The organism is Chelativorans alearensis (assembly GCF_010993735.1).
In the GTDB taxonomy this organism is placed as follows: Bacteria; Pseudomonadota; Alphaproteobacteria; order Rhizobiales; family Rhizobiaceae; genus Chelativorans; species Chelativorans alearense.
The window spans coordinates 284,208-300,404 of the sequence record NZ_WQNI01000013.1 but is presented as its reverse complement, the minus strand read 5'-3'; the positions used below and the strand labels follow the sequence as shown (position 1 = coordinate 300,404).

Sequence of the window (16,197 nt, the reverse complement as noted above, 5' to 3'; positions counted from 1 at the left end):
CCTTAACCTGCGTAACGCTGGAAAACGAGCGACGCATTGGTGCCTCCGAAGCCGAAGGAGTTCGACAGAACAATGTCTATCTTGGCATCGTCGATGCGCTCGCGCACGATGGGCACGCCCTCGAATTCGGGGTCGATCTCCTCGATATGCGCGCTCTTGCCGATGAAACCCTCCTTCATCATCAGGAGCGCATAGATCGATTCCTGCACGCCCGCGGCCCCCAGCGAATGACCCGTGAGCGACTTGGTGGAGGCGATGTGCGGCATGTCGTTGCCGAAGACCTCGCGGATGCCGCCGATCTCGCGCGAATCGCCCACCCCCGTCGCCGTTCCATGCGTGTTGATGTAATCGACCTTGCCATCCACCGTGGCAAGCGCCTGCTTCATGCAGCGGACCGCCCCTTCGCCGGACGGCTGCACCATGTCGAAACCGTCTGAGTTGGCGCCGTAGCCGACGACCTCGCCGTAGATCTTCGCGCCGCGCGCCTTGGCATGCTCCAGCTCTTCCAGCACCAGCACGCCGGCGCCGCCGGCGATCACGAAGCCGTCGCGGTTCACGTCATAGGCGCGTGAGGCGGTGGCGGGCGTCTCGTTGAATTTGGACGACATGGCGCCCATGGCATCGAAGAGGTTCGACATGGTCCAGTCGAGATCCTCGTGCCCGCCGGCGAAGACCATGTCCTGCTTGCCCCACTGGATCAGCTCGTAAGCATTGCCGATGCAATGAGCCGACGTGGAGCAGGCCGAGGTGATGGTGTAGTTCACGCCATGGATCTTGAACCAGGTGGCAAGCGTGGCCGAAGCCGTGGAGGACATGGCCTTGGGAACGGCAAAGGGGCCGATACGCTTGGGCGAGCCCTTTTCGCGCGTTATGTCGGCGGCCTCGACGATCGTGCGCGTCGACGGTCCGCCGGAGCCCATGATGATGCCGATGCGGTCGCTGGTGATCTCGTCCGTCTGAAGCCCGGCATCAGCGATCGCCTGTTCCATGGCCACATGGTTCCAGGCGCCCCCCTTGGAGAGGAAACGCAGGGCGCGCCGGTCCACCACCTCCGTGGGGTCGAGCGTCGGCGCTCCCCACACCTGACAGCGGAAGCCGTGATCGGCGAAATCCTGCGAAAAGCTGATGCCGGATCTGGCATCGCGCAGCGAGGCCGTGACCTCATCGGCATTGTTGCCGATGGACGATACGATGCCGAGGCCGGTGACTACCACGCGTCTCATGTCGTTCTCCCTGGGCCGTTTTCGCGGCCGTCCGCAAACAATTGAAACTCAGGCCTCCTGGCGGGCAAGGCCGACCCGCAGGTCGGTGGCCTTATAGATGGGGTCGCCATCGGCCTTCAGCCAGCCATCGGCGATGCCGAGCACCAGCCGGCCGCGCATCACCCGCTTGAAGTCGACGCCGTATTCGACCTTCTTGTTCTTCGGCGTGACCATACCCTTGAACTTGACCTCACCCGTCGACAGCGCCATGCCCTTGCCGGGCAGGCCCAGCCAGCCGAGGAAAAAGCCGGTCATCTGCCACATCGCGTCGAGGCCGAGGCACCCGGGCATCACAGGATTTCCGATGAAGTGGCAAGGGAAGAACCAGAGATCGGGCTTGATCTCCAACTCGGCGCGAATAAAGCCCTTGCCGAATTCGCCGCCCTCTTCGCTCACCTCGGTGATGCGGTCGAACATCAGCATGGGCGGAGCCGGAAGCTGTGCGTTGCCCGGGCCGAACAATTCGCCGCGGGCACAGGCCAGAAGGTCTTCGTAGTCGTAGCTGGATTTTGTCTGCGCCATGAATTCCCATTTTCGTTCGCCGCCCGCTTTCCGGGCTGATTATGCAATCTCCCTATCACAGCTTCTTTCCCCTGGGAAACAGCCTGAAGGCATTATCCGGTCCGGGATTTGGTGCATTTCGGACATCGTGCCGCTATTGATCGCCAATCCGTCCCGGAATATATGTGAATAGCGCAATACGGGCATCATCATGCCCGTTGCAACGAAACGAACGGCAAAGGCAGGAAAGGTTTTCTTGACCGCTCTAGGCTTCCAGTTCAACGGCCCCACGCTGGAAAGGCGCGTGCGTGAAGCGGGTTTACGCCCGACACGGCAGCGCGTGGCGCTGGCGGAGCTGCTGTTCGCAAATGGCGATCGCCATATCTCGGCCGAGGAACTGCACGAGCAGGCGCTAGATGCCGGCGTGCGGGTCTCGCTCGCAACCGTCTATAACACGCTGCACCAGTTCACCGAGGCGGGCATGTTGCGCATCCTGCCGGTGGAGGGATCGAAAACCTATTTCGATACCAATACGTCCGACCACCACCACTTCTTCCTGGAAGGCGAGAACCGCCTCGTCGACATTCCCGAGGGCCCGGTGAGGGTCGAAAACCTGCCCGTTCCGCCCGAGGGCATGGAAATCGCCCACGTCGACATCCTGGTGCGGCTGCGCCCCCGGCAGCAGTGACACTCGGGAAACCATAGAAAAATTCCAGCTTTGAGGTGAGCGGAAGTCCTCAATCGGCGCACGCTCCCAAGAGCGCATTATGCGCTTGTCCCGCAGCCAGTGCTATAAAGCTTCAAGGCCTGAGGAATTTGAAATTATCTGGAAGATACCGTAAGAATTTGCGAAAGCTTTATTTTCTGTTTCCACGAATCTCTTCCTAGGCTAATGGTCTAGCGCTCGCCTTCGAGCCATGAGAGATGGAGAGGGACATGGACTTAAGTGCACCTACCAAGATTGTCTTCATCATTGCCGTTATTCTAGCAATCCTGTCACTGCTGCCGGTGATCGGCATTTCGCTCGGCGGCCTTGGTGCCTACAGTTACTGGTTGTTGCTCGTCGGCTTTATCGTACTGGCGGCGGGCAATCTGCTGAAGGGGATATAGCTCGGGGTTCCCATTTCGCGGGCCGACCGCCCTATGGCCGGCCCGCCTCGTTCGCTTTGCGGCGATGCCGGTCTCCTCTCCTTAGTCCTCGATCGTCTCGCCCGGATACACCCCCCAGACCAGCGTCTGTTTCATCCAGCCCTCGTGGCTCGCAAAGCTTATGCGGCACCATTCGCCGTTGCACATGTGCACCTCGCCGATAGCGCCGGGCTCCACTTCCGCGACATGGCGCGCGTCTTCTTCGGGGTTGGCGCGCAGCGGGACGGTCGCCTGCTTGCCCTTGAACCAGGGTGCGGCGACGCCGGTACGTCGGCCCGAGAGCAGGGCCTGGTTGATCCAGCCTTCGGCGCCGTCGGCGTCGCGCACGCGGCGCCAGTTGTCGTATTCCTGGATGACCTCCACGGGCAGGCCAGACTTTAGATAAAGCCACTCCACTGCATAGTCGGTTCCGGGGCCGACACGCATGTTGACCCGCCCGGATTTGAGGCTGACGAAGCGCGGAAGCGGCAGGCCGCTGGGCCCGCGCTCGACGGTCTGGGCATCGGCTTCCAATGGCAATATCGAGGGCGACGCCACAGTCGCCATGAGGGCAAGAACAAGGATCGGCAACCCACGACATAGCGCCAAACGCGGCATTCCATTCTCCCGGCAGGCATGGGTCGCGCCGGCACCCCTAAAGGTTCCCGCCACGGCCTCACGCAACAACGGCTTTCGCCTTTTTCTTTGTCTTCGCCGCGCCTGCTTGTTAGACATCAGAACCCGTGGCCGACATCCAGGAACGGCTTCGCCTTGAAGTGTCGCCGGTCTTGGTTAAAGAGGTCTCAACGGGGAGGGATTGAGGTACCCATGGTCGGCAGAAAAAAGCCACTCGTCGTTATCACCCGCAAGCTGCCGGACCAGGTCGAAACGCGCATGCGCGAGTTGTTCGACGCACGGCTGAACGTCGACGACCGGCCGATGAGCCAGCCGGAACTGGTGGCCGCCGTCAAGGAGGCCGACGTGCTGGTGCCGACCATCACCGACCGCATCGACGCCGCGCTCATCGCGCAAGCCGGCGAGCAGCTGCGGCTGATCGCCAATTACGGCAACGGCGTCGACAATATCGACGTTACCGCGGCGGCGGAAAAGGGCATCACCATCACCAACACGCCGAACGTCCTCAACGAGGACACCGCAGACATGACCATGGCCCTGATGCTGGCCGTGCCGCGGCGGCTGACGGAAGGGGCGGCCGTACTGGCCGACAACGGCAAATGGGCCGGCTGGTCGCCCACCTGGATGCTGGGGCACCGCATCTGGGGCAAGCGGCTCGGCATCGTCGGCATGGGGCGCATCGGCACGGCCGTGGCGCGGCGCGCCAAGGCTTTCGGCCTGTCGATCCACTATCACAACCGCCACCGTGTGGCACCGATGATCGAGGACGATCTGGAAGCCACCTATTGGGACAGCCTCGACCAGATGCTGGCCCGCATGGACATCATCTCGATCAACTGCCCGTCGACGCCGGCAACCTTCCACCTGCTGTCGGCGCGGCGGCTGGCCTTGCTGCACCCGTCCGCCTACATCGTCAACACCGCGCGCGGCGACGTCGTCGACGAGGACGCGCTCATCGGCATGCTCGAGAGTGGCAAGTTGGCCGGTGCCGGGCTGGATGTCTTCGAGCACGAACCGGCGGTGAACCCGAAGCTCGTCAGGCTTGCCTCCCAGGGCAAGGTGGTGATCCTGCCGCATATGGGCTCGGCCACCATCGAGGGCCGCATCGATATGGGCGAGAAGGTCATCATCAACATCCGCACCCTCTTCGATGGTCACCGCCCGCCCGACCGCGTGCTGCCGCGCAAGGCGTAAGGGACAGTCGCAGGGAAGCTCAGTCCTTCCTGCCGAAGCGCACCGTCTCGAAACGCACCGCCAGCGCATTGTAGAGCAGCAGCCGCCCCACCAGCGGCTCGCCGATGCCGGTGACGAGCTTGATCACCTCCATCGCCTGCAGCGAACCCATGACGCCGGTCAATGCGCCGACGATGCCGGCCTCCGCGCAGGAGGGAACGAGCCCCGGCGGCGGCGCCTGGGGAAAGAGATCGCGGTAGCCGGGCAGGGGAGCACCGTCGGCATCCGTCTCGAAAGGCTTCAGGACGGTGAGTGAACCATCGAAGCGGCCGACCGCCGCCGTCACCAGGGGGCGGCGCTCGGCTGCGCAGGCGTCAGCCAGCGCATAGCGCGCTTCGAAGTTGTCGGAGCCGTCCACGGCGATGTCGTAACGCGCCACAAGCGCCGGCGCGTTTTCGTCGTCGAGGCGCAGCATGTGGGTCTCCACCGCAACGTGCGGGTTCAGCCTGGAGATCGCGGCCTTGGCGCTGTCGACCTTCGCGGAACCGACGGCTCCGGTATCGTGGATGATCTGGCGCTGCAGGTTCGAAAGCGAAACGCGATCGTCGTCGACGATGCCCAGCGTGCCAACACCGGCCGCCGCCAGATACTGAAGGACCGGCGCGCCGAGGCCGCCGGCCCCCAGCACCAGCACGCGGGCACGCTTGAGCTTCTGCTGCCCAGCGCCGCCGATCTCGGGCAGCACGACGTGACGCGCATAGCGCTCAAGCTCTTCGGTGGACAGGGCGGCGGGCTCGTTCATGGGCGGACCATACTGCGCGAATGTATGATTGTCAGGGGCGGACGCTGCCGGCAGCGACGGTGAGGAACTGGGCGCGGCCCTGGAGGCTGGAAAAGAGCGAGGCCTCCGTTCCGGTCATGAAGGACTGGCAGTTCAACTCCTCGAGAATCGTGAAGAGGGCGGCGCGCCTTCCGGCGTCGAAATGGGCGGAGATCTCGTCGAGGAGCAGGATTGGCGCCGTTCCCGAAAGCTCCGCCGTCAGCCGCGCATGGGCAAGCACGAGGCCCAGCAGCAGCGCCTTTTGCTCGCCCGTCGAGCAGCTTTCGGCCAGCATGTCCTTGGGCGCGTGGCGCACCAGAAGCTCGCTCCTGTGCGGACCCTCGAGCGCACGGCCCGCCGCCCGGTCGCGATGCCGCCCCTCGCGCAGGCGGGCGCGCAACGCTTCCTCGACGTCGACGGCCGGCCTGTCGCCCATTTCAGCGTCGACCGTGCCCTCCAGGGCAATGAGCGCCTTCGGGAAGGGCGTATCGGCGGGCAGCCGCTCGATCATGGCGGATAAGAGGCGCACCATCTCGGCGCGTGCGGCGGCGATCGCCACGCCCGTCTCGGCCATCTGCGTCTCGATGGCATCGAACCAGGCATCGTCGCGCACATCGTCGGCGAACAGCCGGTTGCGCGCCCGCATGGCCTTCTCATAGTCCAGTGCGCGGCGGCCATGGGCCGGGTCGATCGCCAGCACCAGGCGGTCGAGGAAACGGCGCCGGTCGGAGGCCGGCCCGGTGAACAGCGTGTCCATGGCGGGCGTGACCCAGATAACGCGCAGCCACTCCAGCATGGCGTCGGCGCTGCGGGCAGGTTCGCCGTTGATGCGCACGCGGCGGGTGGTCTCGGCACCCTCGGTCGCCGTTCCCGCCGTGCCGGTGCCGATACCGCATGTACCGAAGGGGCCCTCGATTTCCGCATGTACGGCAAAGCCGTCCTCGCTGCCGATCAACGCCACCTCGTCCAGCGTGGCGCGCCGCAAGCCGCGGCCGGGAGAAAGGAAGGAGATCGCCTCCAGAAGATTGGTCTTGCCGGCGCCGTTCTCACCCGTAAGCACCACCGCCCCCGGCTCGAGCGCGAGCGAAAGGGCCGGGTAGTTGCGGAAATTCGTCAGCGTCAGCTTTTCGATATGGACCTGCGCCGGGCGCCCGCTCTCACCGGCCGGCGTTGACGGTGCCGTCGTCACACCCGCATCGGCATCAGGACATAGAGCGCCCGCTCGTCGGACGTGTCCTGGACGATGGTGGGCGAGCCGGCATCGGCCAGAAGGAATTTCGCTTCGCCGCCGGTAAGCTGCGCAGCGACATCGAGAAGGTAGCGGGCGTTGAAGCCGATCTCGATGGCCTCCGCGTCGTAGCCGGCGGGAATCTCTTCCGTCGCACTGCCGGAGTCGGGGTTGTTGACGGTAAGTGTCACCTGGCCGTCGGCGATCGAAAGCTTCACGGCGCGGCCGCGCTCGGACGAGACGGTCGACACGCGGTCGACGGCGGCCGAGAAGCTCTGCCGGTCGATGATCAGTTCCTTGTCGTTGCCGGTCGGGATCACGCGCTGATAATCCGGGAAAGTGCCGTCGATCAGCTTCGAGGTGAGGACGACGCTGCCGATGGTGAAGCGGATCTTGGTCTCCGACAGTTCCACCGTCACCGCCACGTCCGGGTCGTCCACCAGCTTCTGGAGCTCGCCCACGGTCTTGCGCGGGATGATGATGCCCGGCATGCCTTCCGAGCCGGCCGGCGCCTCGATCTCCGCCCGCGCCAGCCGATGGCCGTCCGTCGCCACAGCGCGCAGCATCAGCTTGCCGTCCGCCTCCAGCGTGTGGAGGTAGATGCCGTTGAGATAGTAGCGGGTCTCCTCCGTCGAGATGGCGAACTGGGTCTTCTCGATGAGGTCGCGCAGGGCTTCCGATTCCAAGCGGAAGATGTGCGAGAACTGACCGGCGGAAAGCTCCGGGAAATCCGCCTGAGGCAAGCACTGCAGCCGGAAGGTGGAGCGGCCGGAGGTGACGGACATGGCGTTGCCGCTCTCGTCCATCTTCAGCATCACCTCCGCCCCCTCGGGCAGCTTGCGCACGATGTCGTAGAGCAGGTGCGCCGGCACCGTGGTGGCGCCCGCTTGCTCGACATTGGCTGCGGCTGCTTCCGTCACCTCGAGATCGAGGTCGGTGGCCTTCATCTCCAGACTGGCGCCGTCGGCCGACAACAGCACGTTGGAGAGGATGGGGATGGTGTTGCGACGTTCGACCACCCGGTGCACGTGGCCTAGGGATTTCAGAAGGTTGGAACGTTCAAGAATTACACGCATGACCGGTGTATCTCGCCTGGATGAAGAGCGGAGCGGCATGGACCATGCCTGTCACGGCGCTGGGCCGGATTCGCTGCAAACTGACAGGAAATCATCAAGAAAGGCAAGCCCGCGGAAAGGCCGAGATCATTTTCCGCGGGCTTTTTGGGGATAACGCCTGTCTTGCAGGCACTTGGCGCGCCCTCGCCCGTCAGGCCTGGTCGCTGATGAGCCGTTTCAGGAGCTCGATCTCCTGCGCCAATTGACCGTCGTTGCCCGACAGGCCCTCGATCTTGCGCACCGCGTGCAGCACCGTGGTGTGGTCGCGTCCGCCGAAGCGGCGGCCGATCTCGGGAAGCGAGCGCGGCGTCATCACCTTGGCCAGATACATGGCCACCTGGCGCGGCTTGACGATAGTGCGCGTGCGCCGGTTCGACAGGAGCTCCGTCTTCGACACGTTGTAATGGCGGGCGACGATGCGCTGGATGTCCTCGATGCGTACGCGCCGTGGCTCGCCGACACGGCAGACGGGGCCGAGAATCTCGTCGATGCGCTCCAGCGTGATCTGCGGCTCGAAGGAGTGGCGGAAGACAAGCTGGTTGAAGGCGCCTTCCAGTTCACGGCCGCTGCCGGTGACGGCGCGCGCCACATGCTCAAGCACCTCCTGAGGAATATCCAGAGAATGGTCTTCCGTCTTGGCGGCCGCCAGTCGCTGCTGGAGCATGGCCAGCCGAAGGTCGTAATCGGGCGGCGCGATCTCCAGCGAGACGCCGCCGTTGAGCCGCGACTTCACGCGGGGCTCCAGCGACTCCAACTCGGCTGCGGGCCTATCGGCGGCAACCACCACCTGGCGGGCGCTGTCGAGCAGCATGTTCAGAAGATGGCAGAATTCGTTCTGGATCGACTTGCCCTGCAGGAACTGCATATCGTCGATGATGAGCAGGTCGATGTCGCGCAACTGTTCCTTCAACGTCAAGGCGTTGTTGTCGCGGATGGCGGTGGCGAAGCGCCACATGAAATATTCCGCCGTCAGGTAGACGACGCGCGACTGCGGCCTGTGCTTCAACGAAGCGGCGGCGATGGCCTGCAGGAGGTGGGTCTTGCCGAGCCCCACCGAGGCATGCAGGAAAAGCGGGTTGAAACGCACCGCGCTGGAAGCGGATTCGGCCACCGTGCGCGCGGCCGCACAGGCGACGCGGTTGGATTTCCCCTCGATAAAGGAATCGAAGGTGTAGCGGCCGTCGAGCGGCGAACCGAAGATGCTCGGGCGCCCTGCAGGCTCGGCCCGCCCCGTGCTCGCGCTGCCGAGACGCTTGCCGTTGATGGCGCCGGGCGACGTCGCGCCCTGGGGTTGAGGCGAGACTTTACGCGTCGCGACAAGCTTGGCCTCTGTACGGGTGATTGTACCCCGCGTTGCCGTGCGCACGACGAACTCGACCTTCAGCACGGAAGCATCCTCGGCCTGCCACAGCTCGGTAATGAGGTCGAGATAGTGGCCGTTGATCCAGGCGCGCAGGAAAGCCGTGGGCACGGAAATGCGGACAACGCCCTTGGAGGTCTCCGCCAGCTTCATACGGCCGAACCAGCTAGAGTAGACCTCGGTGCCCAGCCGCGCCTTCAATTGCGCCCTGACCCGATCGAACACAGCGGTAGATCCGCCGGCACTGGTCATCTCTTCCCCCTCAGTTGCGGAACTGTGAAATGACAAAGCTCCCTCAACTTCCCTCTCAACGCCGCTTTGCATCCTCGATTCCCTGTAAAAATGTTTGTTTTTAAACGAGCGTGTCTATCGCACGCCGGATTGATCGCACCCCAACACGATCCGGCCCGCCCGTCCGTGTATTCTTTGTCATTCAGCACCGGCTCTCACCTAAGCCGCACCTCCTTTCTCAAATCGAACTCGCCCCATGGTCTCCCCCGAGGTCACGCGTAGTCACAGCAATAGCGTTCCGGCTTCATGCCAGATCGGCACTCCTGCGCTGCAACGGTATCGAACCCGCCGGATCCCTCAATTTCACGCGGGCAAAAGCAGGCCGGCACGCGGAAAAACTCCGCGCAGCAAATGCTGCCTTTTTGGCTTGGTCTTTCAGGCTCTACGCCTGCCCTTGCGATGGAGTGACATTACCGAAATCCTTGTGGAAAGGGCAAGTGCGCCTCTAACCCTTTTTTTACGAATCTGGCTTTGTAGACAGCCCCAAAATGCCTTCGTTCACCGAGTCAAAATCCTTAAGCTATTTTGATTCAAGAAGCTTTTCGGAAAGCCCTCCGCCATGACCGTCAGGCGAAAAAAAAATCCAAAAAATCTGCTTGACATTCGCAGATGGTGCACCTGCGGTCGATGACATATTTCGGCTGTGGATAACGGGTCATAAGGCATTGTTTATAAAGAGATATTATCGCCGGAGGTCAATCGGCGCGCGGGGCCGTATGACAGTTTTCCTAGCGCTGAAAAAGCAGCGCCGGCAAATTAAAAATCCGGCCCCGGCGAACGCTTCCCGCGGGGTCGGCCAACCCATTGGTCGGCAAAGAAAAACCCGGCCCAAGGGCCGGGTTGTCGAAGTTGCTGGAAGGTGGGCCTAGGCGCCCAATGTTTTCACGCGTTGGGATAGACGTGAAACTTTCCGTGATGCCGTGTTCTTGTGAAGAATGCCCTTGGAGGCGGCGCGCATCAGCTCCGGCTGAGCCGCTTTGAGCGCGTTCTGCGCAGCTTCCTTGTCGCCGGCAGCCAGCGCCTCTTCAACCTTGCGGATGAAACCCCGGACGCGTGAGCGGCGGCTCTTGTTTACGGCGGTGCGGCGGGCGATCTTACGCACCGCCTTCTTGGCCGAAGTGGTGTTGGCCATCTGTCCTCTCTCGTTTCAACTGTCGCTGCCGCAAGGCGGCCTGCCTGGCAGGCTCTTAGGGCGCACAAACTAAAAGGGCAGCCGACGGGCCACCTCAGTCGGGCGGCTTATAATGCAGCTTGCCGGATGCGTCAACGGCTTGCGGCTGCCTTCTCAGCGGTTCCTGAACTGCGCCGAGCGCTTTTCCGTGAAGGCGGCCATGCCCTCCTTCTGGTCGTCGAGCGCGAACATGGAATGGAATACCCTTCTTTCGAAGCGCAGCCCCTCGGCAAGCGTCGTCTCGTAGGCGCGGTTGACCGCTTCCTTGGTCATCATGACGGCGGGCAGGGAGAACTCGGCGATCTTTCCGGCCGCTTCCAGCGCCTCCTCGATCAACTCGCCCGCCGGCACCACCCGCGAGACAAGACCGCAACGCTCCGCTTCTTCGGCGTCCATCATGCGCCCGGTCAGGCACATCTCCATCGCCTTGGACTTGCCGACGAAGCGCGTCAGCCGTTGCGAACCGCCCATGCCGGGCATGACGCCCAGCGTGATCTCGGGCTGCCCGAACTTGGCGTTATCGGCGGCGATGATGAAATCGCACATCATGGCCAACTCGCAGCCGCCGCCCAGCGCATAGCCGGCCACCGCCGCGATCACCGGCTTGCGCACGCGTGTGAAGTGCTCCCAGCCGGAGAAGAAGTCCTCCATATAGGCCTCGACATAGGTCTTGGCCTGCATTTCCTTGATGTCGGCGCCGGCGGCGAACGCCTTCTCCGAGCCGGTAAGGACGATTGCACCGACCTTGGCGCTCGCGTCGAAGGCCTCGGCAGCAGTGACCAGCTCCTCCAGAACCTGCGAATTAAGCGCGTTCAGCGCCTTGGGCCGATTGAGCGTGATCAGGCCCACGCGCCCCCGTGTTTCCACCAGGATGGTCTCATACGCCATGAAGATCGTCCTCTCGCTCGTTCCAGATTTGCAGATAACCTACCGCTGACAGGCCGGGCAATAGAAAGTGGAGCGCCCGCCCTGCACGATGCGGCGCACCGTACCCTCGCATCCCGCCGTGCGGCAAGCCGCGCCCTCGCGGTCGTAGACGTTGAACGTGTGCTGGAAGTAGCCGAGCGTGCCGTCGGCCCGCACATAGTCGCGCAGCGACGAGCCGCCGGCGGCAATGGCCTCGGCAATGACCGTGCGGATAGCTTCGGCAAGGCGCACGCTGCGCGCCGTCTCGCCGCCGTCGCGTGCCGCCAGGGTGGCAGCCGCACGGCGCGGCGAAAGCCCCGCCCGCCACAGCGCCTCGCAGGCGTAGATGTTGCCGAGCCCGGCGACGACCCGCTGGTCCATGAGCGCCGCCTTGAGCGGCGCCCGCCGGCCGGCGAGAAGCCGGGCGAGCAACCCGCCGTCCAGCGCGTTGCCCGTCGGCTCGACGCCCAGCCCTGCAAGTAAAGGATGGACGTCAAGGTCTGCCGCCTTGGTCAGCAGCATGAAGCCGAAGCGGCGCGGGTCGTTGTAGATGACACGCAGCGGCGGCTCCTCGCCCTTGCGCAGATGGAAGACCACGTGGTCGTGCTTTCCGTCCTTCGCGCGCGCGTGGTGAAAGGCGCCGGGAAGCGCTTCTTCCTCTCCCGCCTCGATGCGGAAGGAGCCGGACATGCCGAGGTGGCAGATGAGGACGCTGTCATCCTCCAGATGCATGAGAAGATATTTCGCGCGCCGGCCGAGCGCGGTCACGGTGCGGTCTTCCAGGCGTCCCGCAAAGCCCGCGGGAAAGGGAAACCGCAGATCCGGCCGCCGCTGCTCGACCGTTGTGACGCGCGCACCCTCCATCGCCGGCTGCAGGCCGCGGCGGACGGTCTCGACCTCGGGCAACTCAGGCATTGGCGCTCCGCGCCGGTAAGAGAGCCTCGCCGTGGCGGCCGGGCGCCAGCCCCAGATGCGCAGCGATCGTCTCGCCGATATCGGCATAGGTGCTTCTGCGGCCGATGGAACCGGTGCCAAGGCCCGGCCCCGTGCCGACGATCGGGATGCGCTCGCGCGTATGGTCGGTGCCGGCCCAGGTGGGGTCGCAGCCGTGGTCGGCGGTGAGGATGAGCATATCGCCGTGCTTGAGCCGCGCCAGCGCTTCCGGCAGGCGGCGGTCGAAAGCTTCCAGCGCGGCGGCATAGCCTGCCACGTCGCGCCGGTGGCCGTAGAGCGTGTCGAAATCGACGAAATTGGTGAAGACGAGATCGCCGTCCGCCGCATCCTCCATGGCGCCGAACGTGGCGTCGAACAGCGCCATGTTGCCGGCCGCCTTGCGCACCTCGCTCACGCCTTGATGCGCGAAGATGTCGCCGATCTTGCCGACTGCCAGCACCCGCCCGCCCGCGGCGATCACCCGATCGAGCAGCGTCGGCTCCGGCGGCGGCACGGCATAGTCGCGCCGGTTCGCCGTGCGCTCGAAGGTGTCGGCATTCTCGCCCACGAACGGCCGCGCGATGACGCGGCCGATCGTGTATTCGTCGACGAGGCGGCGCGCCGTCTCGCACAGCTTGTAAAGGCGTTCGAGCCCGAAATGCGTCTCGTGGGCGGCGATCTGGAACACCGAGTCGGCCGACGTGTAGCAAATGGGTTTACCCGTGCGGATATGCTCCTCGCCCAGCCGGGCGATGATCTCGGTGCCCGAAGCATGGCAATTGCCGAGAATTCCGGGAATATCCGCCTCGGCAATCAGGCGGTCCGTCAGTGTGACCGGGAAGGTGGGAACCAGGTGTGGAAAGTACCCCCATTCGAAGGGCACCGGCACGCCTGCGATCTCCCAATGGCCCGAGGGCGTATCCTTGCCGCTGGATCTCTCATCCGCCGCGCCGAAAAAGCCGGAAGGGGCAGGCCCCGGCGCCACCTCGCGGCCGGCGGCGATGGCTGCCGCATGATCCAGCCCGAGGCTGCGCATATTGGGCAGGTTGAGCGGCCCCTGCCTGAGGCCCGGACGGTCCGCCTCGCCCCTGGCCGCGGCAGCTTCGATATGGCCGTAGGTATCGGCACCCGCGTCGCCGAACCGCCCCGCATCAGCGGCGTGGCCGATGCCGAAGGAATCGAGAACGAAGAGGAAAGCACGTGCCATGGCGGACTCCAGATTGGAGTCCAGACATAAGAGCGCTGCGGCGCCTTGGCAATCGCGGGATGGAGAGCCCTGCGCCTCAGCAATCGGCGCACGGAATCTTCCGTGTCACGCGCGGCCGCAGGTAGTAGCCCTCGCCCATCTCGAGCTTGTCGAAGGCCGCCATCAGGCCGAGGGCCTTCTTCCCCGTGTCGGACCATGTGATGACCGGCGAATAGGTAAGATCCGCCTCCGCGCGGATCAGAAAGCTGTCCCGGGACATCAGCTCCTTCGGCACGTCAATCCGGCTGCCCGGCTTCTCGGCGCGGCTGGAGACGCCATCGGCAAAGCGCCGCGACCAAGCGACCAGCGCCCTCGGCGTGTCCTCGTCGGTGATCGCGATCGCGGTGATGGTGATCTCCGGCTTGCTGCGGTTGTAGGGCTGCAGCACCGCCTCGCCGATCTTCATGATCGCGTCCAGCTCGTCGCCGGTCATGACCGGCGACTGGGCGACGAGATCTCCCACTAGGATAGCCGCGCGACCGACCTTCTTGTTCGTGTCGATTCCTTGAGAAAACTCCATCGTCAGGAAGTAGAAAGCGAACATGAGCGGTGCGATGAAGGCGAACTCCACCGCCGCAACCCCGCCCTTCTCCGCCAGGAACCGGCGGACGGCGCCCGCCGCAGCCAACATCTTTGCCTGGATGTTCATCGCCGCACCCCCCGCCTCAGAAAGGCTCGTTCTGCCACGCGGTGGTGGAGAAGAGCAGCGTCTTGCCATCAGGCAGGTTCGACATCGACTTGCGCATGAAGTCCGTCATCACCGGCCAGCGGTAGAAGACGCGCAACATGTTCTTCGACAGCGCGTCTCCCGGCTCGACCCGGAAGTCGCTCGTGTCTATGTCTCCGCCCGGCGTGTATTTTATGCGCAATCTCGCCGCCTCCTCGAAGGTATCGTAGGCGCGCAGGTCGACTTCCAGGCCCGGACAGCCGTCGGAGACGAGCACGCTCATGCGTGCGCACAGCATATCGCGCAGCGAGCCCTCGTTCAGGTCGTCGGGCCGCAGTTGGCCGGTGCGGAACTGGCGGGCGATGTCGAACGTGGCGTTGGCCATAACCTGCTGCGCGGCGAAGGCGACGCAGCTTTCCAGGATGGCGAAAAGCAGAAGGAAGAAAGGGATCGCCAGGGCGGCGAACTCGATGGCCGCAACGCCCTTCCTGTCCCGGCAGAAACGGTAAAGCAGCGCGCGCGGCGTCAGCCGCTTGCCTTCCTTTGCCTCGATCTTCGAAGTGTCCATGCCCCAAACCCACGCCGGTAAAGCGAATGCGGGACCATAGCGCGGGAGCGGTTGCGTTGGCGTTTTCCGCGCCGCTAAAATTGGCCATTCGGCGTTAACCGGGCGTCAATCCCCAGCTCGCCAGCCCCTGGGCCTACTGGCTTGTCTCGTTCTCGGACATCCGCTCTGCATCTGTCTTGTAAGACCCCTCGCAGTAGGGCGTGCAGGAAAGCGTCTGCACGTCCGCGCGGCGGTAGATGCGCACGGAATTCGCCGCCTGTCGCGACACGACGATCTGCTCGTCGACGATCGGCTGGCCGTCGGCATCGAAGATGACGAGGTTGGTCACGCCGAATCCCCTGCCGGTGAGCACGATGGTCCTGGCGTCCTGCACCGCCGCATCGGCGATCTCCGGGTTGCCGATGACGATGGTGTCGGCCGCCCGCGCCAGCTTGACCACCTTGGCCTGGTTCATCACCACGCTGATGCCGGCCTCGGCAAAGGCCGCACCGGGCAGCGCAAGCGCACCCGCCAGAAGCGCCGCGGCAAACACCGCCCTCAATGCAGTAAATCTTGTCCCCGCCATCGGCCGGTTCCCCCATATCGCCATCCGTCTCGAAAATATGAACGGTATTGGTGAACCAACGGTTAAACAGACCTGCTCTTCCAGCGAAAGATTCCTGCTGTATTAATTAAGTAAAACTCTCCTAATTATTTAAGCCATGGTTAACCAGGGTAAGAAAGCGGAACATGAAAGATTTCGGTAAGACTGTTTGTTAAAGGCCTCGAAAGGGCTGCCGACTAAGTTCCCGTCATTCTGATCGGCGGGGGAAAAAACGCCGGCGGAAGTGCTGTTAACCTGGAGCTTAAGGAGTACTCTCATGTCCAAGCTTTTCGCACGTTTCCTGAAGGACGAGTCCGGCGCAACCGCCATCGAGTATGGCCTGATCGCGGCGCTGATTGCCATTGGCATCATCACGGCTGCTGGCCTTCTCGGCACAGAGATCAGCGAGACCTTCGACAAGGCCCGCACCGAGATGGAAAAGGCGAACGGAAGCGGCGGCTAATCTCCCACATTGTGCATGAACAAAGCCACTCGTCCATCCGGGCGAGTGGCTTTGTTGTTATCTATGCTCCAGGAAATCTGCAGATGAAGGGGTCGGGTAGTTTCACGAACAATTAAACCTGCTCATCTACGCTGGCCCCCGTTCAG

Annotated in this window: 18 protein-coding genes; 4 read left to right on the top strand and 14 right to left on the bottom strand. The window is 63.8% G+C overall.

The features are described from left to right. Nucleotides 1–2: 2 nt before the first annotated feature. Together fabB and fabA are read right to left on the bottom strand one after the other, a co-directional pair. Nucleotides 3–1,223 (bottom strand): beta-ketoacyl-ACP synthase I, encoded by a 1,221-nt coding sequence (fabB, locus tag GPJ75_RS20225; RefSeq protein WP_163270666.1) that lies wholly within the window; start codon nt 1,221–1,223, stop codon nt 3–5. Nucleotides 1,224–1,271: 48 nt separating this feature from the next. Further along, on the bottom strand, nt 1,272–1,784 hold the full coding sequence (fabA, locus tag GPJ75_RS20220; protein WP_163270664.1) for a 3-hydroxyacyl-[acyl-carrier-protein] dehydratase FabA: 513 nt from the start codon (nt 1,782–1,784) through the stop codon (nt 1,272–1,274). 235 nt (nt 1,785–2,019) lie between these two features. Between fabA and irrA the strand changes: the two genes are divergently transcribed. Continuing rightward, complete coding sequence (irrA, locus tag GPJ75_RS20215) at nt 2,020–2,451, top strand: iron response transcriptional regulator IrrA (RefSeq protein ID WP_246249144.1); 432 nt, start codon at nt 2,020–2,022, stop codon at nt 2,449–2,451. Between the two features lie 248 nt (nt 2,452–2,699). Then, nucleotides 2,700–2,873 carry a hypothetical protein gene (locus GPJ75_RS20210; protein ID WP_163270660.1) on the top strand — a complete coding sequence of 58 codons (174 nt, stop codon included), beginning with the start codon at nt 2,700–2,702 and terminating at the stop codon, nt 2,871–2,873. Nucleotides 2,874–2,954: 81 nt separating this feature from the next. Here GPJ75_RS20210 and GPJ75_RS20205 read toward each other — a convergent pair whose 3' ends face one another. Continuing rightward, nucleotides 2,955–3,509, bottom strand: coding sequence for an SH3 domain-containing protein (locus GPJ75_RS20205; RefSeq protein ID WP_163270658.1), 555 nt, complete (start codon nt 3,507–3,509; stop codon nt 2,955–2,957). 210 nt (nt 3,510–3,719) lie between these two features. Between GPJ75_RS20205 and GPJ75_RS20200 the strand changes: the two genes are divergently transcribed. Then, nucleotides 3,720–4,721: a 2-hydroxyacid dehydrogenase gene (locus GPJ75_RS20200; RefSeq protein WP_163270656.1), complete on the top strand. Its 1,002-nt coding sequence runs from the start codon at nt 3,720–3,722 to the stop codon at nt 4,719–4,721. Between the two features lie 19 nt (nt 4,722–4,740). Here GPJ75_RS20200 and GPJ75_RS20195 read toward each other — a convergent pair whose 3' ends face one another. The 11 genes from GPJ75_RS20195 to GPJ75_RS20145 all read right to left on the bottom strand — a co-directional run bounded on the left by GPJ75_RS20195 (nt 4,741) and on the right by GPJ75_RS20145 (nt 15,570). After that, complete coding sequence (locus GPJ75_RS20195) at nt 4,741–5,502, bottom strand: molybdopterin-synthase adenylyltransferase MoeB (RefSeq protein ID WP_163270654.1); 762 nt, start codon at nt 5,500–5,502, stop codon at nt 4,741–4,743. A 31-nt stretch (nt 5,503–5,533) separates the two neighbouring features. Beyond that, on the bottom strand, nt 5,534–6,709 hold the full coding sequence (gene recF / locus GPJ75_RS20190; RefSeq protein ID WP_163270652.1) for a DNA replication/repair protein RecF: 1,176 nt from the start codon (nt 6,707–6,709) through the stop codon (nt 5,534–5,536). Beyond that, a complete protein-coding gene (dnaN, locus tag GPJ75_RS20185; RefSeq protein WP_163270650.1) occupies nt 6,706–7,824 on the bottom strand; it encodes a DNA polymerase III subunit beta in 1,119 nt (372 codons plus the stop codon). The genes recF and dnaN overlap by 4 nt, the downstream gene beginning before the upstream one ends. 190 nt (nt 7,825–8,014) lie before the next feature. Beyond that, entirely contained in the window at nt 8,015–9,547 is a 1,533-nt protein-coding gene (gene dnaA / locus GPJ75_RS20180) for a chromosomal replication initiator protein DnaA (protein WP_163270648.1), read from the bottom strand. Nucleotides 9,548–10,379: 832 nt separating this feature from the next. After that, nucleotides 10,380–10,646 carry a 30S ribosomal protein S20 gene (rpsT, locus tag GPJ75_RS20175; protein WP_163270646.1) on the bottom strand — a complete coding sequence of 89 codons (267 nt, stop codon included), beginning with the start codon at nt 10,644–10,646 and terminating at the stop codon, nt 10,380–10,382. A 153-nt stretch (nt 10,647–10,799) separates the two neighbouring features. After that, on the bottom strand, nt 10,800–11,573 hold the full coding sequence (locus GPJ75_RS20170) for an enoyl-CoA hydratase (RefSeq protein ID WP_163270644.1): 774 nt from the start codon (nt 11,571–11,573) through the stop codon (nt 10,800–10,802). A gap of 39 nt (nt 11,574–11,612) precedes the next feature. Next, complete coding sequence (gene mutM, locus GPJ75_RS20165; protein ID WP_163270642.1) at nt 11,613–12,506, bottom strand: bifunctional DNA-formamidopyrimidine glycosylase/DNA-(apurinic or apyrimidinic site) lyase; 894 nt, start codon at nt 12,504–12,506, stop codon at nt 11,613–11,615. Further along, nucleotides 12,499–13,731: a phosphopentomutase gene (locus GPJ75_RS20160; RefSeq protein ID WP_163270639.1), complete on the bottom strand. Its 1,233-nt coding sequence runs from the start codon at nt 13,729–13,731 to the stop codon at nt 12,499–12,501. Before GPJ75_RS20160 ends, mutM begins: the two co-directional genes overlap by 8 nt. Nucleotides 13,732–13,807: 76 nt before the next feature. Beyond that, nucleotides 13,808–14,419, bottom strand: a complete 612-nt coding sequence (locus GPJ75_RS20155) for a TadE/TadG family type IV pilus assembly protein (RefSeq protein WP_163270636.1) — start codon at nt 14,417–14,419, stop codon at nt 13,808–13,810. Nucleotides 14,420–14,435: 16 nt separating this feature from the next. Beyond that, a complete protein-coding gene (locus tag GPJ75_RS20150) occupies nt 14,436–15,005 on the bottom strand; it encodes a TadE/TadG family type IV pilus assembly protein (RefSeq protein ID WP_163270634.1) in 570 nt (189 codons plus the stop codon). A 133-nt stretch (nt 15,006–15,138) separates the two neighbouring features. Continuing rightward, complete coding sequence (locus GPJ75_RS20145) at nt 15,139–15,570, bottom strand: pilus assembly protein N-terminal domain-containing protein (protein WP_163270632.1); 432 nt, start codon at nt 15,568–15,570, stop codon at nt 15,139–15,141. A gap of 295 nt (nt 15,571–15,865) precedes the next feature. Between GPJ75_RS20145 and GPJ75_RS20140 the strand changes: the two genes are divergently transcribed. Next, the gene (locus GPJ75_RS20140) at nt 15,866–16,051 is read left to right on the top strand and encodes a Flp family type IVb pilin (RefSeq protein WP_163270629.1); all 186 of its coding nucleotides are present in this window, start codon (nt 15,866–15,868) and stop codon (nt 16,049–16,051) included. Nucleotides 16,052–16,197 lie beyond the last annotated feature (146 nt).